The organism is Micromonospora sp. GCM10011541 (assembly GCF_042650725.1).
Lineage (GTDB): Bacteria > Actinomycetota > Actinomycetes > Mycobacteriales > Micromonosporaceae > Micromonospora > Micromonospora sicca.
Window position 1 is genome coordinate 242,261 of record NZ_JBHSBP010000035.1, and the last position, 19,979, is coordinate 262,239.

Genomic DNA, 19,979 nt, shown 5'->3' on the forward strand with positions numbered 1-19,979 from the left:
CGGCGGGTGACAATGAGCGGATGGCCGTTCCCCGTCAGCGCCCGCCCCGACTCATCCGGCCCGTCCGCGAGCCGGCCACCGTGCCTCCGCCACTGGAGGGGCCGTGGGCCCCCACCGACCTCCGGCTCGACCACGCCGACCTGCTGCCGCTGCCGTACGGCGCGCACGGGCCGGAGGACGTGCTGATCGACCCGGACGGCCGGGTGATCAGCGGGGACGAGGACGGCCGGTTGTGGTGGTGGCCGGCGGACGCGCCGCCGGGCACTCCGCCCCGGCTGCTCGCCGAGACCGGCGGCCGACCGCTGGGTATCGAGCTCGACCCGGTCGACGGCGGCCTGGTGGTCTGCGACGCCTATCGAGGGCTGCTGCGGGTCACCCCGGACGGCGTGGTGCACGAACTGACCGGCACGGCGCCGCCGGTGCACCTCGCCGACAACGGCACGGTGGCCCGGGACGGCACCATCTACTTCACCGACTCGTCCGATCGGTTCCCGCTGTCGCACTGGAAGAAGGACCTGCTGGAGCACCGGCCCAACGGCCGGGTGCTGGCGTACGACCGGCGGACCGGGCGCACCGAGGTGGTGACGAGCGGGCTCTACTTCCCCAACGGGGTCGCCCTCACCCCGGACGAGTCGGCGCTGATGCTGGTGGAGACGGCCACCCACCGGCTGCTCCGGATCGACCTGCCGGACGGCCGGGCCACCGTGCTGACCGACCTGCCCGCGTACCCGGACAACGTCGCCGCGGTGGGCGACGGGACGTACTGGATCGCCCTGCCCAGCCCCCGCCTGCCGATCATGGAGCGGCTGCTGCCGCATCCCCGGGTACGACAGCTGGTGGCGCTGCTGCCGGGGGCGGTGCAGCCGCAGCCCCGCCGCTACGGCCTGGTCGCGCTGGTCAACGGCGAGGGGCGGGTGCTCCGGACGCTGCACGGCCCGACCGGCGCGTACTCGATGATCACCGGCGTGCGGCAGCACGGGGACGTGCTCTGGCTGGGCAGCCTGACCGCGACGGGCGTGGCCCGGGTGCGCCTCGGCTGAGCGGCCGTGACGGGCGGCCGGCCCGCCACCGTCCGAGGGTGGCGGGCCGGCCCGGGTCGTTCCTCCCCGGTGGGTCAGCCGCCGCTGGCCGAGGGGGCCGGTGCGGGCGCCGAACCGCCGGCCACCGCGCCCGGGTGCGGCGTGGCGACGTGGGTGGGCTTCAGCCCGGCCGGTACGGGCAGCGCGCTGCCCTTGATGAACTCGTCCCAGCTGACGTTCCAGGCCGTGAACCCGTTGCCTTGGTCCAGCTTCACCTCGGTGCCCTTGATGGTCACCAGGTCGCCGACGTGGGTGACGCCCATCAGCCAGTCCGCGGCCGCCGCGGAGACGTTAGTGCAGCCGTGTGAGGTGTTGGTGAAGCCCTGCTCCCCCTCCGACCACGGGGCGGAGTGGATGAACTCGCCACCCCAGGTGAGCCGCTGGGCGTCATCGACGTCGACCACGTAAGGATCGGCCGAACCCCGGGTGTCGAAGGTGGTCCGGTCGAACTTCTCCATGATCACCATCTTGCCGCTGGAGGTGGGCGTGCTCGACTTGCCCATGCTCACCGGGACCTTGCGGAGCAGCTTGCCGTCCTGGTAGACGGACATCTGCTTGGTGGCGTTGTCGATGTCGAGCGAGACCTGCCGGCCGATCTTGGAGGTCGCGCTGTGGTCGGCGTCGCCGATGGCGTCCTTGCCGATCGGCAGCCCCTGCAGCGCGCTCCGTACGCTGATCTTCGTGCCGGACTTCCAGTGGTCGGGCGCCCGGTACTCGACCTGCTTGCCGTCGGACTCCCACGACCAGGCGCCCGGCTGCGGCGGGTCGGTCTTCACGAACAACCGGCGCTGTACGTCCGCTCTGGCCTCTTTCGGAATTGGCGGATCGAATGCGACGACCACCGGCATCGCCGTCCCGTACGTCTGATTACTGGTGAAATAGAGCTCGGTGGTGACGGCCGGCTTGGTCGATTTCGCCATCGTGGTGAACGTCGTCTTCTGCGTGGTGGTACGTCCGGAACCGCCGGTCGCGGTGACCTCCGCCGTATACGTCCGGGAGTTCTGCAATGGCCGGGTGGGCACCCAGCCCGACCCGTCCTCCCGCGGCTCGGCCGGCACCTGCACACCCTTGTCGTCAGTGAGCCGGACCGCGGTGACCTTCCCGTGCGCGACCTTCGCGCCCACCTCTGCGCTGATCGGCACATCCTTGGTCCGGTCCGCCGGTGTCACGGTCACCGACGGCGCGGCCGCCTTCCCGTGCCCCGGCTTCGCAGCCTCCCGCTGACCGGCGGTGCAGCCGCCGATCACCAATGGCGTGACTGCGATGGTTACTGCGAACAGCCTCAATCGCCGTCTCACGTCCATATTCCACACCCCATTTCCCAGTCCCCGTTGGCCCCATTCTGTACGGCGTTTCTCCGGCCGGGTCGCGCTTTTGGAGGAAATGGTGGGCGACGGGACGGCCATTTGATGCCGGGTGTGCCCGGCAGGCGACGCTCGGGCCACGACGTCCGGGATCGGCAGTCCTGGGCGGGCGGCGCACGGACGTACCGGACCGGGCCGGTCAGTCCCAGTCCTCGTCGCCGTGGTTGCGGTCCCACCGCCCGCCCAGCGACGGGGTGTCCAGGCGGGTGGCGGCCACGCCGTTGCCGGCGAAGTCGTTGTCCTCCACCCGGCAGTCCACCCAACTGCCCCGGTCCGTGACCCACAGCCCGTGGGTCTGCGTCCGCACGTCGTGGTTGTCCCAGACCCGGTTCCCCCGGATGGTCGCCGAGTCGAACGCCGCGTTGATCGCGATGCCGGCCCGGGTCTCCGGCGCGGCCGACAACTCGTACGAGGTGCCGGGCACCGGGGTGTCGCCGCTCCACGCGGTGCAGGCGTCGGGGCGTACCGGGGCGAGGGAGAGTTCGGTGCCGGTGTTCGCGGCCACCACGGCGGTGCGCTTGCCGACCCGGAGCACCTTGCCCCGGTGGCCGTCGTGCGGCCAGTCCGCCGACCGGTCGACCAGGTTCTGGTCGCCGTAGCGGACCGTCTCGCCGCCGCCCGTGGACGCCCCGGCGCACTGTCGGCCGTTGTTGCGGATGCGGTTGTTGAGCAGAACGGTGTCCGTCATCGGGCGGTCGACCCGGATCGCGTCCAGGCCGTTGCCCCAGAACTCGTTGCTCTCGACCACCACGTCCAGCGCCGGGTCCTGGTAGCCGCGCCCGAGGTTGTGCTCGTGGAAGCCGTGCCGCCCGTTGCCGGTGATCCGGTTGCCCCGCACGGTGTACGGCCCGGGCGTGTTGCCCATGCTGATGCCGTCGGCCAGGTTGCCGTCGATCACGCAGTCGGTCAGCAGCCCGCCCCGGCCGGCCACCCCGGCGGTGCCGTTGGCCGAGACGTCGTACCCGGCCTCCAGGTTTCCGGTCATCGTGCAGGCCGTGACGATCAGGCCGTCGGCTCCCCAGTCGGAGATACCGAACCGGTTGCCCTGGCTGTGGCAGCCGATGATCCGGTAGCCGCGCGGCGGCGGCCAGTAGGGCTTCTGCAACTCGAGGAAGATGCCGTTGGTGCCGTTGCCCAGGGCGGTGCAGTTGGCGATGGTGAGCCGCTCCACCGTCCCCCAGCCGCCGATGCCGACGCCGATGCCGGCACCGCCCATCTCCTCCCCGTTGTCCAGCCGGCCGCAGCCGACCACCACCACGCCGTCGATGCTGCTGTCCTGGAGGAAGTCGCAGCCCAGCCCCGTTGCGGCGGTGTGGTGGATGTAGAGGTTGCGGAACATTGCCCGCACCATGTACTGCAGGCCCAGCCCCTTGGCCAGGTAGTTGTACTCGGCCATCGCCACCCCCGAGCCGTCGATCTCGAAGTCGGCGAAGGTGCAGTCGGCGATGTGCCGGTCCCGGCTCGCGCCGTGCTGCACGGTGGTCCAGAAGGCCAGCGGCGTCGGGTCGGCCCGGTTGCCCTCGTTGCTCAGCACGAACCGGGTCGCGGCCGGGCCGGCGCCGATCAGCGACACCCCGCTGCGCCAGACGGTCCCGGCGTCGCGGACGGAGTAGATCCCCGGCGGGCAGTAGATCACCCGCGCCCGTCCGTCGGCGACGTAGCCGTCGCCGAGCCGGTCCACCAGCGCGGCCAGCGCCGGCTGGTCGTTGGTCACCCCGTCGCCGGTCAGGCCGTACTCGCGGGCGTCGCACCACAGCGGCGCGCCCGCGACGGCCGGGCGGCGGTTCCGCACGGTGGGCGGCAGTTGCTGGTACGACACGGCTGCTCCTCTCGGACTCCGGGCGACGACGGCCTCGGATTCCCGGCCTCCCGAGCGGTTAACACCGCGGGACGGGCACGGGGAGCAGATGCGACAGACGGGACGGCGGTGGACTACGCCGCCTTCCGGGGGCGGTCCGACCAACGCCGGCGACACCGGTCACCGCCGGGGAACCGACCCGCACGGCGGCCCGTACGGGTCGGAGCCGGCCGCCCGGACGGGCGACCGGCTCCGCGCGCCGTCAGACGTTCGCGACCAGCAGCGCGGGCTGCTCGACGCAGTCCGCGACGTGCCGCAGGAAGCCGCCGGCCACCCCGCCGTCGCAGACCCGGTGGTCGAAGGTGAGGCTGAGCTGGGTGACCTTGCGGACCGCGAGCTGCCCGTCGACCACCCAGGGCTTGTCCACGATCCGGCCGACGCCGAGCAGCGCCGCCTCCGGGTGGTTGATGATCGGGGTGGAACCGTCCACACCGAACACCCCGTAGTTGTTCAGGGTGAAGGTGCCGCCGGTGAGCCGCGCCGGGGGCAGCGTGCCGGCGCGGGCGGCGGCGGTGGTGGCGGCCAGCTCGGCGGCCAGCTCCCGGGTGGTCAGCCGCTGGGCGTCGCGCAGCACCGGGACCAGCAGGCCCCGGTCGGTCTGCGCGGCGATGCCCAGGTGCACCCCGGCGGACTGGACGATCCGCTGCCCCTCGGTGTCGACGTGGGCGTTGAGCTGCGGATACCTCCGCAGCCCGCTGAGGCAGATCCGGGCCAGCAGGGCCAGGATGCTGACCGGCGCGTCCGGGGTGGCCGCGTTGATCGCGGCGCGGGTCGCCAGCAGCGCGGTGGCGTCCACGTCGACCCAGATGGTCACCTCGGGGATCTCCCGCCGGCTGCGGGAGAGCTTGTCGGCGATGACCTTGCGGATGCCGGTCAACGGGATGACCAGGTCCTGGTCGCCGGCCGGGGCGAGCCCGACGTGCGCGGCCGGGGCCGGCTGGTCCGGGACGGCGGCCAGCCGGGCGGCCGGGGTGGCCTCGGCGGCCTCCACGTCGGCCCGCCGGATCACGCCGCCCGGTCCGGTGCCCCGGACCGTCGCCAGGTCCACGCCGCGCTCCCGGGCCAGCCGCCGGACGATCGGCGAGATGACCAGGGCCGCCCGCGGGGACGCGGCGGCGGCAGCCGGCTCAGGTGCGGCCGGCGCGGCGGGGGCCGACTCGGGGGCGGCCGGTGCGGCGGGGGCCGGCTCGGGGGCCAGCGCCAGGCGGGGGCGGCGACGCCGCCGACCCGAACCGCCGTGGCCGGTGCCGTACCCGATCAGCACGTTGCCGGAGCCGGCCCGCTCCTCCTCGCGGTAGGTGGCGTGCCCGGCGGGCTCCCGGCCGTCCGGGCCGGCGCCGTCCAGCGGCGCGATGGTGATCAGCGGCTGGCCGACCGGGCGTACCTCACCCGCCGCGCCGTGCAGCGCGACGACCCGACCGGCGTACGGGCAGGGCACGTCCACGACCGCCTTGGCGGTCTCCACCTCGACCACGCTCTGGTCCACCGTCACCACGTCGCCGACGGCCACCCGCCACTCGACGATCTCGGCCTCGCTCAGCCCCTCGCCCAGGTCGGGCAGGAGGAAGACCTGCGTCCGCTCGACGGTGGTCATGCGGATTCCTCCCGTCGGTCGGTATCCGCATGAGCCTCGTCCGGGCTGTGCCTGATGATTCGCTCGCTACGCTCGCTCATGCGACGCTCCCCTGCGGCAGCCAGCGCGGGTCGGGCTGGTCGTCCCACTGGAGCCGGGCCACGGTGTCCAGCACCCGGTCCACCGAGGGCAGGTGGGTGTGCTCCAGCATCGGGGCCGGGTACGGGATGTCCAGGCCGGACACCCGCAGCACCGGGGCGTGCAGGGCGTGGAAGCAGCGCTCCTGCACCCGGGCGGCGATCTCCGCGCCGACCCCGGCGAAGCCCTGCGCCTCCTGGATCACCACGCAGCGGCCGGTCTTCCGTACCGAGGCGGTGACCGTGGCGTCGTCGAACGGCACGATGGTGCGGACGTCGACGACCTCCAGGTCCCAGCCCTCCTCGCGGGCGGCCTCGGCGGCCTCCAGCGCGACCGGCACCGCCGGCCCGTACGCCAGCAGGGTGGCGTCGGTGCCGGCCCGGCGTACGACGGCCGTGCCGAACGGCGCGGTGCGCGCCGGCAGTTCCGCCTCGGCGCTGGAGAAGTAGAGCTTCTTCGGCTCCATGAAGACGACCGGGTCCGGGTCGTCGATCGCCGTGCGCAGCAGCGAGTACGCGTCCTCGACGGTGGCCGGGGTGACCACCTTCAGGCCGGGGGTGTGCGCGTAGTACGCCTCGGAGGAGTCGCAGTGGTGCTCGACCCCGCCGATGCCGCCGGCGTACGGCACCCGGATCACGATCGGCACGCTGAGCGCCCCACGGGTGCGGTTGCGCAGCTTCGCCACGTGCGAGGCGATCTGCTCGAACGCCGGGTACGCGAACGCGTCGAACTGCATCTCGACCACCGGGCGCAGCCCGGACATGGCCAGGCCGACGGCGAAGCCGACGATGCCGGCCTCGGCGAGCGGGGTGTCGAAGCAGCGCTTGTCGCCGAAGCGGGCCTGGAGCCCGTCGGTGATCCGGAAGACGCCGCCGAGCTGCCCGACGTCCTCGCCGAAGACGACCACCCGGTCGTCGTCGAGCATCGCGTCGGCGAGCGCGGCGTTGAGCGCCTTCGCCATGGTCATGGTGGCCATCAGGCGTCCCCCTCTGAGTCGCGGGCGGCGGCCAGCTCGGCGCGGACCTGCTCGCGCTGCTCGACCAGCTGCGGGGTCGGCTCGGCGTAGACGTGCTCGAAGAGGCTGAGCGGGTCGACGGTGGGCTGGGCGTTCATCCGCTCGCGCAGGTCCGCGGCGTACGCCTCGGCCTCCTCGGCGATCGCGTCGACGGCGGCGTCGTCGAGCACGCCGCGGGCCCGCAGGTAGGTCTCCAGGCGGGCCACCGGGTCCCGGTCGCGCCACGCCTCGACCTCGTCGGGGTCCCGGTACCGGCTGGCGTCGTCGGCGTTGGTGTGCGCCTCCATCCGGTAGGTGTGCGCCTCCACCAGGAACGGCCCTCGGCCGGAGCGGGCGTGCTCGACCGCGCGGGTGAGCACGGCGAGCACGGCCACCGGGTCGTTGCCGTCGACCTGCTCGCTGGGCACGCCGTAGCCGACGCCCTTGTACGCCAGGCTCGGCGCGGCGGTCTGCCGGGACAGCGGGACGCTGATCGCGTACTTGTTGTTCTGCACGAAGTAGACGACCGGGGCCTTGAACACGGCGGCGAAGTTGACCCCCTCGTGGAAGTCGCCCTCGCTGGTCGCGCCGTCGCCGATGAAGGCCAGCGCGACGGTGTCCCGGCCCTGGTAGGACTCGCCGTAGGCGAGCCCGGCGGCGTGCACGCACTGGGTCGCCAGCGGGGTGCACTGCGGCGCGGTGTGCACCCGCGTCGGGTCGTAGCCGCAGTGCCAGTCGCCGCGCAGCAGGGTGAGCACCTCGACCGGGTCGATGCCCCGGGCGGTCAGCGCCATCGACTCGCGGTAGGTGGGGAAGACCCAGTCGGTGTCGCGGACGGCGAGCACCCCGCCGACCTGGCAGGCCTCCTGTCCCCGGGAGGACGGGTAGACGGCGAGCCGGCCCTGCTTGGTCAGGGCGGTGGCCTGGACGTCGAAGCGGCGGCCGACGACCATCCGGCGGTACATCTCGCGCAGCGCCTCGACCGACGGCTCGGGGTAGTCGGCGCGAGGCGGCAGCGGGGTGCCGTCCGGGTTCAGCAGTCGGACCGGCTCGGCCGTCGGCAGCAGGCCGGCCGTCGGGTCGGGTGCGGCCGGGGTGGCCGGCCGGCGGGTGCGCGGGGATGCCCTGCGGACCGCCTGGGGTGTGCTCGTCACGGCGGGGACCTCCTGGACGTGTGGTGGCCCTATGCTCCTGCTGTTGGATGATTGACTCAAGATCCCCGGTGAACGTGGGACGAATGGTGAGCTGAGGAGCGATTCATGAGCCAGGAGACCAGCCCGGCACCGGGCGAGGCGGGCGGAACGGGACGTTCGGCCGGGCCGCTCGACGAGGTCGACCGGCGAATCCTGGACGAGCTGGTCCGGGACGGGCGGCTGTCCATCCGTACCCTGGCCGAACGGGTGCACGTCTCGCGGACGAACGCGTACGCCCGGGTGGAGCGCCTGCTGCGGGACGGCGTGCTCACCGGGTTCCGGGCCCAGGTCGCGCCGGAGCCGGCCGGGCTGGGCACGTCGGCGTACATCGCGCTGACCATCGAGCAGAACACCTGGCGGGAGGTCTCCGCCGAGCTGGCCCAGGTCCGCTACGTCGAACACGTCGCCCTGCTCAGCGGCGAGCACGACGTGCTCGCGCTGGTCCGGGCGCCGGACAACGCCACGCTGCGGGACGTGGTGCTGGAGCGGGTGCAGAGCATCGCCGGGGTGCTGTCGACGCGCACCTGGCTGGTCTTCGAGGAGTTCGACGGCACGCAGAGCCCCTGGGAGTAGGCGGCACCTCGGGTGCGATGGCGGCGCGTAAAGCAGAAGTGGGGTTTGACCTCAAGCGTCCGCGATGAGCGCGACCCCACCCTGGATGTTGTCGTGGTCCTCGTCGTGCGGATACCACCACACTCGACCGGCCAGATTCCGCAACGATCCCAGCACCGCCGGACTGAAACAACGACAGGAGCACCATGAATGAGCAGCGCTGCCGTGCCCGCGACCTCGGGGTCGTCGTGGGCCCGCTGTCCACCGGGCGGCACAACGTGATCACCGATGTCGCGGGGATCCTGGTCGGGCACACCACCATCGACGACGGCGCCGACCTGCACACCGGTGTCACCGCCGTCGTACCGAGCCAACTCGGCCCCGGACGGTGGACCCTGCCGGCCGCCGTGTACTCCGGCAACGGCCACGGGAAACTCGTCGGCTCGACCCAGGTGGACGAACTCGGCGTACTGGAGTCACCCGTCCTCCTGACCGGCACGCTGTCCGTGTTCCGGGCTGCGGACGCGCTGCTGGGGTACCTGATGGACCGCCGGCCGGGCGACCTGTCGTTCAACCCACTGGTAGGAGAAACCAACGACGGGCATCTCTCGGACATCCGCCGTCGCCCGATCACCGAAGAACACGTGCTCGCCGCCATCACCCGGGCATCCGGCGAACCGCCGGCGGAGGGCTGCGTCGGGGCCGGCACCGGCACCACGGCCCTGGGCTTCAAGGCCGGCATCGGCACCTCGTCCAGGGCCGTACGGGTGGCCGACCGCCCGGCGACCGTCGGCGCCCTCGTCCAGTCCAACTTCGGCGGAGTCCTGACCGCCCTCGGAGTCCCGCTGCCGGTCGATGAGCTGATCCCGGACGCCGACCGGACCGAACCACCCGGCAACTCATGCATGATCGTGGTGGCCACCGACGCGCCCCTGGACGCGCGACAGCTCGGGCGGCTCGCCCGACGGGCGGTCTTCGCCATGGGCCGGGTCGGGGCGTCCTACAGCAACGCCAGCGGCGACTACGCGATCGCGTTCAGCACGGCACAGCCGGACCAGCCACCAATCCCCGACGGGGAGATCAACCCAGCCTTCACCGCCGTCATGGACGCGGTCGAGGAAGCGCTACTCAACTCGCTCTTCACCGCCACCACCACCAGTGGGCGTGGTAACACCAGTTACGCCGTTCCGCACCGGGCGGTGATCGAGCGGTTGTCGGCGGCCGGCCGGCTGGCGGCGCAGGCCTGAGCCGGGGTATGGGCACCTGAACGGTGCTCGGAGGCCTCATCCACGAGGCCGGCGGCGAACCAGGGCCTGAGACACGGCCCGGGCGTCAGCGCTCCGGCGGGGCCGCCAGGCCCTCCCGGTCGGCCAGTTCCAGCAGCGGCGCCAGGGAGAAGCGGCGCTCGTCCAGGCCGGCGTGCGGATCACCCCGCTCCGCGAACCGGCCCGGCATGCTGAGCACGTCGAAGTCCTCGGGCCGCGCGTCGTCCAGCTCCGACCAGTCCAGCGGCGCGGAGACCAGCGCCGCCGGCGTGGGCCGGATCGAGTACGCCGAGGTCACGGTGTGGTCCCGGGCCATCTGGTTGTAGTCCACGAAGACCGGCCGGTCCCGCTGCTCCCGCCACCAGGTGGTGGTGACCAGGTCGGGCAGCCGGCGCTGCATCTCGCGGCCCAGCGCCAACACCGCCCGCCGGCACTCGCCGAAGCTCCAGCGCGGCTCGATCGACAGGTAGACGTGCAGGCCGCGCCCGCCGGTGGTCTTCGGGTAGCCGACCAGCCCCAGCTCGTCGAGGAACGCCCGCACCTCGTGCGCGACCGGGACCACCTGCGCGAAGTCGACGCCCGGCATCGGGTCGAGGTCGATGCGGAGCTGGTCGGGATGTTCCACGTCGGCCGCCGAGACCGGCCACGGATGGAACCGGAGAGTGCCGAGATTCGCCGCCCAGATCACCACCGCCAGCTCGGTCGGGGCCACCTCGTCCGCGGTCCGCCCGCTGGGGAAGGTGAGGTGCGCGGTCCGCACCCAGTCGGGCGCGCCGGCCGGCAGCCGCTTCTGGTAGAAGGCGTCACCCCGGTTGGTCTGCCGGGTGGCGATCTTCGCCCCCTCGAAGACGCCGCGGGGCCAGCGCTCCAGCATGGTCGGACGGTCCCGAAGCGCGCGCAGAATGCCGTCGCCGACGGCGAGGAAATACTGGATCACGTCCAGCTTGGTCAGTCCGCGCTCCGGGAAGTACGGCTTGTCGGGGCTGGAGACGCGGACCAGCCGCTCCCCCACCCGGATCTCCTCGGCCGCCGTGGTCGCCACGCCTCACACCGTACGACGCCGGTCCACCCGCCGCCGGGTACTTGTCAGGCGACGAGCAGGACGCCGGCGGGCGGAGACCCGCCGACATTTCGCGGCGACCGGCGGGCGCACCCGCCCGCCGGTCGCCGTACGTCCGGTCTAGCCGTTTTCCTTCTGCATCCGCTCCATGAGCATCTTCTTGCCCTGGTCGGCGGCCTTGCGGTTGTTCTCCTGCATCTTGCGGAACCAGGTGGCCAGTTCGCTGTCACCCCGTTCCTCGGCGTCGGCGATGTACGTCTCCATTCGCCAGACGTGTTCCAGCGAGAGCTGGATGGTGTGGATCAGGTCGTAGTTCTTGTCCTTGACCACACTGACCTTCTCGCTGATCATCGTCGCCACGGCGTACCTCCCCATGTCTCGGCTTCGCGTGGAGCCAGCGCTTACCCGCCCGCCGAGCGTTCACGCACCCGCAGGCCGACCGGCGACCGGTGCGGTTACCCGGGCGGGGGCCCGGGTACCGGAGGCCGCATGGCGGAACTGGCAACGCTCTGGATCGTGCGGCACGGCGAGAGCACGGCGAACGTCGCGGCCACCCAGGCGGAGGCCTCCGGGGCCGAGCTGATCGACCTGACCCACCGGGACGCGGACGTGCCGCTGTCGACCACCGGGGAGGAGCAGGCCCGCGCCACCGGTCGCTGGCTCGCCGGCCTGCCCGAGGCACGCCGTCCCGACGTGGCGGTGGTGTCGCCGTACCTGCGGGCGGTGCGGACCGCCGAGCTGGCGCTGGCCGGCACCGGGATCCCGGTCAACCGGGACGAGCGGCTGCGCGACCGGGAACTGGGCATCCTCGACGGCCTGACCCCGTACGGCGTGCGCCAGCGGTTCCCGGCCGAGGCGGACCGCCGGACCCGGCTGGGCAAGTTCTACTACCGCCCGCCCGGCGGCGAGTCGTGGACGGACGTGGCGCTGCGGCTGCGTACCCTCCTCGGCGACCTGCGCCGCGACCACCCGGACCGCCGGGTGCTGCTGTTCGGCCACGACGCGCTGGTCTTCCTGCTGCGCTACCTGGTGGAGGGGCTCACCGAGGCGGAGCTGATGGCGCTCACCCGGGAGCACGTCATCGCCAACTGCTCGGTGACCGGCTGGTCGGCGGGCGCCGACGGCCGGCTGGTCCCGGACGGGTTCAACGAGGTCGCCCACCTGCATCGGCAGGGCGCGCGGCCGACCAGGGAGGACGAGGTCCATGCCGAACCGGTCTGACACTCCGGTCATCACCCCCGCGCTGCTGCGGGACTGGGCGCTGCCGGTGCCGACCGGCGGCAAGGAGCACCGGGGCAGGGTGCTCGTCGTCGGCGGCTCCCGGTTCACTCCCGGCGCGGTGCTGCTGGCCGGGGTGGCGGCGTTGCGCGCCGGCGCCGGCGTGCTCCAACTGGCCACGGCCGAGTCCACCGCCACCGCGTTGAGCATCCAGGTGCCGGAGGCGCTGGTGGTGGGGTTGCCCGAGACCTCCGACGGGGCGGTCGCGGGCGGTCCCGGCGGCCTCCTGGCCGACCTCGTGGCCGACGCCGACGTGGTGGCCGTCGGCCCCGGCCTCAAGGACATCGACGCCACCCGCGGGCTGCTGGACCTGGTGCTGGGCGCCGCCGGGCCGGAGACGCCCCTGGTGTTCGACGCGTACGCCCTCGGCGCGCTCAGCCACGCGCCGGACCTGCTGGTCGGCTCGGGCCGTCCGGTGGTGCTCACCCCGAACCTCACCGAGGCCCAACACCTGCTCGACCGGGACCTCGGCGACGACCTGGACGCCGAGGCGGCCGAGGTGGCCCGCCGCTACGACACGGTGGTCTCCCTGTACGGGCACATCGCCACCCCGGACGGGCGGGGCTGGCGGGAGGAGAGCGGCGACGCCGGGCTGGGCACGTCGGGCAGCGGCGACGTACGCGCGGGGCTGCTCGCCGGCCTGCTCTCCCGCGGCGCGCAACCGGCGCAGGCCGCCTGCTGGGCCGCGTTCGCGCACGCGGTCAGCGGCCAACGGCTGGCCCCCCGCTACGGCCGGATCGGCTTCCTCGCCCGTGAGCTGCTCGACGAGATCCCCCAAACGTTGGCCACCGTCTGACGGTTGTTGTTCGTCCGTTCGGGTGTGTGTAACAACACACCATCTCCCTACGCTGAACTCTCGGAAGCGGGCAGCCGGCCCGCTTCCCGCCGGTCCGCTCCCCGCCAGGGAGTGCGACCCGGCCGGAACGGCCCCCTGGGAGTCTGTGTGAAGAACCTCCGTCGCAAGACACTGGCCGCCGCGTCCGCCGTGACGCTCGGCGTCGGTCTCGCCGTCACCGGCGGGCTGGCACCGGCGGCGGCCGCCGGACCGGACACCACGTTCCTGGTCCTCGCCCCGCAGGGCGCCAACACCGAGAAGGCGGCCGCCCGGGTGGCGGCCGCCAAGGGCACCGTGGTGGCCAACTACGACCAGATCGGCGTGCTCGTCGTCCGGTCGACCAACCCGGACTTCGCCACCCAGGTGGCGGGCGCGGGCGTCGACTCGGTCGCGTCCACCGCCGGCCTGGGCACCGCCCTCGACGAGGGTGAGACCGTCGAGGTCTCCGCGGCCGATGTCGCCAGCGCCACCGGCGACCCGACCAAGGAGCCGCTCTACGGTCAGCAGTGGGACATGGACATGATCCACGTCCCGCAGGCCCACGCGGTCAACGCCGGTAGCTCGAACGTCGTCGTCGGCGTGCTGGACAGCGGCATCTCGAGCACCCACCCGGACCTGGCGACCCAGATCGCCAAGGACAAGAGCACGTCCTGCCTCGGCGGTGTCGTCGACACCTCCGAGACGGCGTGGAACCCGACCACCAGCGACCACGGCACCCACGTAGCCGGCACCATCGCCGCCGCCGTCAACGGCGTCGGCGTGACCGGCATCGCGCCGGGCGTCAAGGTCGCCGCCGTCAAGGTGGTCAACGACGGCGGCTTCATCTACCCGGAGGCTGCGGTCTGCGGGTTCATGTGGGCCGCCACCCACGGGATGCGGCTGACCAACAACAGCTACTACATCGACCCGTGGGAGCTGAACTGCCGCAACGACGCGCGCCAGCGTCCGGTGTGGCAGGCCGTGCAGCGGGCCATCCGCTACTCGCAGTCCAAGGGCGTGCTGAACGTGGCGTCCGCGGGCAACTCCAACTACGACCTGGCCCACAAGCTCTCGGACTTCGGCAGCCCGGACGACGGGACGCCGGAGGCTCGGGAGAACCTCACCAACGCCTGCCTCGACCTGCCGGCCGAGGCCCCGGGCGTGGTGACCGTCTCGGCGGTGGGCCCGACCGGTGCGAAGAGCTACTACTCCTCGTACGGCCTGGGGGTTGTCGACGTCACCGCACCCGGTGGTGACAGCCGGTTCCGCACCGCCGGTGTCCGGGGGACCACCACCGACCAGGTCCTGTCGACGACTTTCAACCCGGTCACGAAGACCAACGGTTGGGGTTACAAGCAGGGCACGTCGATGTCCGGCCCGCACGCCGCCGGCGTCGCGGCGCTGGCGCTGTCGGCCCACCCGGGGATGACCCCGGGCCAGCTGGCGTCGTTCCTGGAGCAGTCGTCGGTGGCGCAGTCCTGCCCGGACGGCGTCTACAACCCGGCGCCGCTGCACCCGGACGGTCCGACGGCCTACAACGCGACCTGCTCCGGCGGGGAGCGCAACTCGTTCTACGGCGCGGGCATGGTCGACGCGTACAACGCGGTGAAGTAGTTGCGGCACAGCACGACCTGTGGTGGGGCCCGGCGGAACATCGCCGGGCCCCATCCGTTTTCGCAGCTCATGTCGGGGGTAGGGGATCATCCGTCAGCCCAACCCCCAAGGAGGTACCGGTGTCCACCGACGCCATCGTGCTGCTCAAAGAGGACCACAAGGAGATGCGCCGCCTCTTCCGGGAGTTCCAGAAGGCCGAGGACGGCCCGGCCAGCCGGCGCCAGGAGCTGGTGAACCAGATCCTCGAAGCCCTGACGGTGCACACCTACCTGGAGAACGAGGTGATGTATCCGGAGGTCCGCAAGCTCCTGCCGGACCTCGAGGACGACATCCTCGAGTCGTACGAGGAGCACCACGTGGCGGACCTGCTCTGTGCGGAGCTGGCCGCCATGGACGCCTCCGACGAGCGCTTCGTCGCCAAGACGACGGTGCTGATCGAGAACGTCGAGCACCACGTCGAGGAGGAGGAGCAGGAGTGGTTCCCCAAGGTGCGGGAGGCGCTCGGCCGCAACCAGCTCCAGGAGATCGGTGAGCGGATGATCGCGATGCGCAAGGATGCCCCGCGCACCCCGGATGACCCGAAGGCCCGCAAGAGCCAGCTGGACGCCGCCACCGCCTGACCCACGCGACTGCCCCGGGGCCCGGCCGTCGGTCGGGCCCCGACCTGTGTCACCACGCCGTCGGCGGGGTCCCCTCAGGGGCGGGCAGGATGCGGCGCAGGACGCCCGGCGGCCGGGACCGCTGCTTCCACTCGCGCGGATAGCCCACCGACACCTCCTCGAACCGGACCCCGTCGTGCCAGGTCGTCCGGGGAATGTGCAGGTGGCCGTAGACCACCGCGGCGGCGGCGAAGCGCCGGTGCCAGTCGGCGGTTGCCTCGGTGCCGCACCACTGCGCGAAGATCGGATGGCGCAGGACCCGGGTCGGCTCGCGGACCAGCGGGAAGTGGTTGACCAGCACCGTCGGCAGCGCCGGGTCCCGCGCGGCGAGCCGGGCCGCCGTCGTCGCCACCCGGTCCGCGCACCAGGCCGCCCGGCTCGGGTACGGATCGGGATGCAGCAGGACCTCGTCGGTGCAGACCACCCCGGTCCGGTACGCCTCCGCCAGCGCCGCCTCCGGGGTGTCCAGGCCGTCCGGGCGCCAGCTGTGGTCGTACAGCAGGAACAGCGGCGCCACCAGCGCCGGCCCGCCCGGACCGCGCCACACCGGGTACGGGTCCTCCGGGGTGAGCACGCCGAGGCGGCGGCAGAGGTCGACCAGGTGCTGGTAGCGCGCGACACCGCGGAGCTGGACCGGGTCGCCCGGCGGCGTCCAGAGCTCGTGGTTGCCCGGGGCCCAGACCACCCGGGCGAAGCGCCGGCTGAGCAGGTCGAGCGCCCATTCCACCTGGGCCACCGTGTCGCCGACGTCGCCGGCCACCAGCAGCCAGTCCCGCGGCGACTCCGGGCGCAGCGCCTCGACGACGGCGCGGTTGTCGGCGTGCCGGACGTGCAGGTCGCTGATGGCGAGCAGCGCCCCGTCGTCCTCCCCCACCATCCGTCGATCCTAGGGTCCGCCGCCGCGCCCACGGGGGACGCGACCGGTGCGGCGGTCGAGGCTGGCTCGAACCGGCCGCGCCACGCCGACGGGTTGCCGGAGGTGGACCGGGCCACCCCCGGCGGACCCGGTAGGATCTGCGCGGGCCGTTACTGGCGCGTGGGGATGGAGAACCATCGGGGAGCGGTCCCGTCACGAGGACGCATGCCGAGCGCCTGGGCCTTCCGCACGTCACCAGGAGGTCGCATGTCGCTGAACGCCGAATCCACCGCCTTCCGCAGCGCGCTCGAGGTGATCCGGGCCGTCGAGCCGCGGGTGGCCGACGCCATCGGGGCGGAGCTGGCCGACCAGCGCGAGTCCCTCAAGCTCATCGCGAGCGAGAACTACGCCTCTCCGGCCACCCTGCTGGCCATGGGCAACTGGTTCAGCGACAAGTACGCCGAGGGCACCGTCGGGCGTCGCTTCTACGCCGGCTGCCAGAACGTCGACACGGTCGAGGCGCTCGCCGCCGAGCACGCGCGGGAGCTGTTCGGCGCCGCCCACGCGTACGTGCAGCCGCACTCCGGCATCGACGCCAACCTGGTCGCATTCTGGGCGATCCTGGCCGATCGCGTCGAGTCCCCCGCCCTGAAGAAGGCCCAGGTACGCCAGGTCAACGACCTCACCGAGGCGGACTGGTTCGCGCTGCGCCGCGAGCTGGGCAACCAGCGGATGCTGGGCATGTCGCTGGACGCCGGCGGTCACCTCACCCACGGCTTCCGGCCGAACATCTCCGGCAAGATGTTCGACCAGCGCAGCTACGGCACCGATCCGGCCACCGGCCTGGTCGACTACGACAAGGTGGCCGAGGCGGCCCGCGAGTTCAAACCGCTGATCCTGGTGGCCGGCTACTCCGCGTACCCGCGGAGGGTCAACTTCCGGATCATGCGGGAGATCGCCGACTCGGTGGGCGCGACCTTCATGGTCGACATGGCGCACTTCGCGGGGCTGGTCGCCGGCAAGGTCTTCACCGGCGACTTCGACCCGGTGCCGCACGCGCACATCGTCACCACCACCACCCACAAGTCGCTGCGCGGCCCGCGGGGCGGCATGGTGCTCTGCGGGCCGGAGCTGGCCGACCAGGTCGACCGGGGCTGCCCGATGGTGCTCGGCGGTCCGCTGCCGCACGTGATGGCCGCCAAGGCGGTCGCCCTGGCCGAGGCCCGCCGCCCCGACTTCGCCGACTACGCCCAGCGGATCGTCGACAACGCCCAGGCGCTCGCCGAGGGGCTGACCCGCCGGGGCGCCAAGCTGGTCACCGGCGGCACCGACAACCACCTGGTGCTCATCGACGTCACCGGCTACGGCCTCACCGGCCGGCAGGCCGAGCAGGCGCTGCTCGACTCGGGCATCGTCACCAACCGCAACTCGGTCCCGCAGGACCCGAACGGCGCCTGGTACACCTCGGGCATCCGGATCGGCACCCCGGCGCTGACCAGCCGCGGTCTCGGCACCGCCGAGATGGACCAGACCGCCGAGCTGATCCACACCGTGCTCAGCCAGACCACGTCGGGCGAGTCCAAGGCCAAGTACGTCCTCGACCCGGCCCTGGCCGACAAGGTCAGCAAGCAGGCCAGCGACCTGCTGGCCGGCTTCCCCCTCTACCCCGCCGTCCACCTCGGCTGACGCCCCGCACCACCGACGCCCCGCCCGGCCCCCGGCCGCGCGGGGCGTCGCACTTCCCGCCCCACCCGCCCCCCCGACCGCGGTGATCGGGAGGTTTGCGCCTGATCCGCGGGTTTCCCGGAGACGCGAACCTCTTGATCAACAGGCGCCGGGGGTGTGGTGGGCGCGGTTGCGAAGGGCGCGGAGGCGGTGCAGGACGTCGGTTCCTCCCCGGCCGAAGTGGTCGTGCAGGGCGCGGTACTCGGCGTAGAGGTCGTCGTAGGCGGCGGCGCGGGCCGGGTCGGGGCGCCAGGTCTCGCGGTGCCGCGCGCCCATCGCCGCCGAGGCCGCCTCCACGTCCGGGTACGCCCCGGCCGCCACCGCCGCGTGGATCGCCGCGCCGAGGGCGGCCGGGTGCGCGGCGTCCAGCACGTGCAGCGGCCGGCGCAGCACGTCGGCGTAGATCCGCAGCAGCAGCCGGTTGGCGGTCAGCCCACCGGCCGCGGTCAACTCGTCCACCGGCACCCCGGCCGCGGTGAACGCCTCGACGACCGTCCGCGCGCCGAACGCGGTGGCCTCCAGCAGCGCCCGCCAGATCTCCTCCGGCCGGGTGGCCAGGGTCAGCCCGACCAGCACGCCGCTCAGCTCGTGGTCCATCAGCACCGAGCGGTTCCCGCTGTGCCAGTCCAGCGCCAGCAGCCCGTGCCCGCCCACCGGCTGGTCGGCGGCGAGGGCGTCCAGCAGCTCGTACGGCGAGACCCCGCGCCGCCGCGCCTCGTCCGCGTACGACCCGGGCAGGGCCCGCTCGACGTACCAGGCAAAGATGTCACCCACGCCGCTCTGCCCGGCCTCGTAGCCCCAGCCGCGGGCGGTGACCCCGCCCTCGACGACGCCGCACACCCCGGGCACCTCGTGACAGGCGTCCGAATTCATGATCAGGCAGGTGGAGGTGCCGAGGACGGCGAGCATCCGGCCCGGCTCGACCGACCGGGCCGCGGCGGCGGTGACGTGCGCGTCGATGGCGCCGGCCGCGACCGCGACGCCGGCCGGCAGGCCCGTCCATCCGGACGCCTCGGCAGTCAGCGCGCCGGCCCGGGCACCGGACTCCACCAGCGGCCCGTCGACCTTTGGCAGCAGGTCGGGCAGCTCGGGGTGGAGCGCGGCGAGGAAGTCGGGGGCCGGGTAGCGGCCGTCCTGGCGTAGTCCCTTGAAGCCGGCGGCGGAGACGTTGCGGGTCGGGCGGCCGCAGAGCTGCCAGACCAGCCAGTCGGCCGTCTCGATCCAGCGCTCCGCCCGGCGGAACACCGCCGGGTCGTCCTCCAGCACCTCCAGCGCCTTGGCGAGCTGCCACTCGGCGGAGACCCGGCCGCCGTAGCGGGCCAGCCAGGGTTCGCCGCGCTCGGCGGCGAGGGCGTTGATCCGATCGGCCTGCCGTTGCGCGGCGTGGTGCTTCCAGAGCTTCGGCCAGGCGTGCGGCCGGTCGCGCAGCTCGGGCAGCTCGGCGAGCGGGGTGCCGTCGGCCAGGGTGGGCAGCACCGTGCAGGAGGTGGCGTCCAGCCCGATGCCGATCACCTCGGCCGGGTCGACGCCGGCCGCGCGGACGGCGGCGGGCACGGCGGTCCGCAGCACCTCGCGGTGGTCTTCCGGGTCCTGCAGCGCCCAGTCCGGCGGCAGCGCCGGCCCGTCCGGCAGCCAGTCGGTGAGCACCCCGCGCCGGTACGCGTGCACCGCGCTGCCCCGCTCGGCGCCGTCGGCCACGTCGACCACCACGGCCCGGCCGGAGAGCGTGCCGAAGTCCACGCCGACGACGTAGCGGCCCACTGTTGCCTCCTCCCGCCACCGCCGACCAGCGGCGGTGGTGGGAGAAGACGCTAACCGGACGCTCCTATGCTGCGTCAAGCTCTGAGGGCGGGGTTTCGAGGCGTCGGTAGATTTCGCGGGCGATGTAGCGCTCGAGGCAGCGTTTGATCTCTCGGTCGGTTTTTCCTTGGCTGCGGCGGCGCTCGGCGTAGGCGCG

The 19,979-nt window shown here is 73.1% G+C and carries 17 protein-coding genes and 1 riboswitch; of the genes, 8 read left to right on the forward strand and 9 right to left on the reverse strand.

The window, feature by feature from the left end; genetic code table 11:
- Positions 1 to 20 precede the first annotated feature (20 nt).
- Positions 21 to 1,040 carry an SMP-30/gluconolactonase/LRE family protein gene (locus ACFOYX_RS15110; RefSeq protein ID WP_322438985.1) on the forward strand — a complete coding sequence of 340 codons (1,020 nt, stop codon included), beginning with the start codon at positions 21 to 23 and terminating at the stop codon, positions 1,038 to 1,040.
- A gap of 74 nt (positions 1,041 to 1,114) precedes the next feature.
- Here the strand turns inward: ACFOYX_RS15110 and ACFOYX_RS15115 are convergent, their stop codons facing one another.
- From ACFOYX_RS15115 to pdhA, 5 genes are all read right to left on the reverse strand, one after another.
- On the reverse strand, positions 1,115 to 2,383 hold the full coding sequence (locus ACFOYX_RS15115; protein WP_322438986.1) for an Ig-like domain-containing protein: 1,269 nt from the start codon (positions 2,381 to 2,383) through the stop codon (positions 1,115 to 1,117).
- Between the two features lie 199 nt (positions 2,384 to 2,582).
- Positions 2,583 to 4,262, reverse strand: a complete 1,680-nt coding sequence (locus tag ACFOYX_RS15120; RefSeq protein ID WP_322438987.1) for a right-handed parallel beta-helix repeat-containing protein — start codon at positions 4,260 to 4,262, stop codon at positions 2,583 to 2,585.
- Between the two features lie 241 nt (positions 4,263 to 4,503).
- Complete coding sequence (locus tag ACFOYX_RS15125; RefSeq protein WP_322438988.1) at positions 4,504 to 5,895, reverse strand: dihydrolipoamide acetyltransferase family protein; 1,392 nt, start codon at positions 5,893 to 5,895, stop codon at positions 4,504 to 4,506.
- Positions 5,896 to 5,971: 76 nt separating this feature from the next.
- Positions 5,972 to 6,988, reverse strand: a complete 1,017-nt coding sequence (locus ACFOYX_RS15130) for an alpha-ketoacid dehydrogenase subunit beta (protein ID WP_322438989.1) — start codon at positions 6,986 to 6,988, stop codon at positions 5,972 to 5,974.
- On the reverse strand, positions 6,988 to 8,193 hold the full coding sequence (gene pdhA / locus ACFOYX_RS15135) for a pyruvate dehydrogenase (acetyl-transferring) E1 component subunit alpha (RefSeq protein ID WP_322439000.1): 1,206 nt from the start codon (positions 8,191 to 8,193) through the stop codon (positions 6,988 to 6,990). Before pdhA ends, ACFOYX_RS15130 begins: the two co-directional genes overlap by 1 nt.
- Positions 8,194 to 8,265: 72 nt before the next feature.
- Here pdhA and ACFOYX_RS15140 point away from each other — a divergent pair, with 72 nt between their 5' ends.
- Both ACFOYX_RS15140 and ACFOYX_RS15145 read left to right on the forward strand, forming a co-directional pair.
- Positions 8,266 to 8,772, forward strand: a complete 507-nt coding sequence (locus ACFOYX_RS15140; RefSeq protein ID WP_322438990.1) for an Lrp/AsnC family transcriptional regulator — start codon at positions 8,266 to 8,268, stop codon at positions 8,770 to 8,772.
- A gap of 185 nt (positions 8,773 to 8,957) precedes the next feature.
- A complete protein-coding gene (locus tag ACFOYX_RS15145) occupies positions 8,958 to 9,998 on the forward strand; it encodes a P1 family peptidase (protein WP_322438991.1) in 1,041 nt (346 codons plus the stop codon).
- 85 nt (positions 9,999 to 10,083) lie between these two features.
- Here the strand turns inward: ACFOYX_RS15145 and ACFOYX_RS15150 are convergent, their stop codons facing one another.
- Positions 10,084 to 11,058 (reverse strand): DNA primase small subunit domain-containing protein, encoded by a 975-nt coding sequence (locus tag ACFOYX_RS15150; RefSeq protein ID WP_322438992.1) that lies wholly within the window; start codon positions 11,056 to 11,058, stop codon positions 10,084 to 10,086.
- A 138-nt stretch (positions 11,059 to 11,196) separates the two neighbouring features.
- Entirely contained in the window at positions 11,197 to 11,427 is a 231-nt protein-coding gene (locus ACFOYX_RS15155; RefSeq protein WP_109804068.1) for a hypothetical protein, read from the reverse strand.
- Positions 11,428 to 11,565: 138 nt separating this feature from the next.
- Here ACFOYX_RS15155 and ACFOYX_RS15160 point away from each other — a divergent pair, with 138 nt between their 5' ends.
- The 4 genes from ACFOYX_RS15160 (at position 11,566) to ACFOYX_RS15175 (ending at position 15,402) form a co-directional block, all read left to right on the forward strand.
- On the forward strand, positions 11,566 to 12,297 hold the full coding sequence (locus tag ACFOYX_RS15160) for a histidine phosphatase family protein (protein WP_109804062.1): 732 nt from the start codon (positions 11,566 to 11,568) through the stop codon (positions 12,295 to 12,297).
- Positions 12,281 to 13,150, forward strand: a complete 870-nt coding sequence (locus ACFOYX_RS15165; protein WP_109804061.1) for an NAD(P)H-hydrate dehydratase — start codon at positions 12,281 to 12,283, stop codon at positions 13,148 to 13,150. Before ACFOYX_RS15160 ends, ACFOYX_RS15165 begins: the two co-directional genes overlap by 17 nt.
- Before the next feature lie 147 nt (positions 13,151 to 13,297).
- Positions 13,298 to 14,782 (forward strand): S8 family serine peptidase, encoded by a 1,485-nt coding sequence (locus ACFOYX_RS15170; RefSeq protein WP_322438993.1) that lies wholly within the window; start codon positions 13,298 to 13,300, stop codon positions 14,780 to 14,782.
- Between the two features lie 119 nt (positions 14,783 to 14,901).
- Complete coding sequence (locus tag ACFOYX_RS15175) at positions 14,902 to 15,402, forward strand: hemerythrin domain-containing protein (RefSeq protein WP_109804059.1); 501 nt, start codon at positions 14,902 to 14,904, stop codon at positions 15,400 to 15,402.
- Positions 15,403 to 15,451: 49 nt separating this feature from the next.
- Here the strand turns inward: ACFOYX_RS15175 and ACFOYX_RS15180 are convergent, their stop codons facing one another.
- Positions 15,452 to 16,318, reverse strand: a complete 867-nt coding sequence (locus ACFOYX_RS15180) for a metallophosphoesterase (RefSeq protein ID WP_322438994.1) — start codon at positions 16,316 to 16,318, stop codon at positions 15,452 to 15,454.
- A gap of 138 nt (positions 16,319 to 16,456) precedes the next feature.
- A riboswitch (ZMP/ZTP riboswitch) is annotated at positions 16,457 to 16,546 on the forward strand.
- Between the two features lie 18 nt (positions 16,547 to 16,564).
- On the opposite strand from ACFOYX_RS15180, the gene ACFOYX_RS15185 reads away from it, so the two are divergent.
- Positions 16,565 to 17,983, forward strand: coding sequence for a glycine hydroxymethyltransferase (locus ACFOYX_RS15185; RefSeq protein WP_322438995.1), 1,419 nt, complete (start codon positions 16,565 to 16,567; stop codon positions 17,981 to 17,983).
- A gap of 138 nt (positions 17,984 to 18,121) precedes the next feature.
- Here ACFOYX_RS15185 and ACFOYX_RS15190 read toward each other — a convergent pair whose 3' ends face one another.
- Positions 18,122 to 19,783 (reverse strand): ribulokinase, encoded by a 1,662-nt coding sequence (locus ACFOYX_RS15190; protein ID WP_322438996.1) that lies wholly within the window; start codon positions 19,781 to 19,783, stop codon positions 18,122 to 18,124.
- Between the last annotated feature and the right edge of the window lie 196 nt (positions 19,784 to 19,979).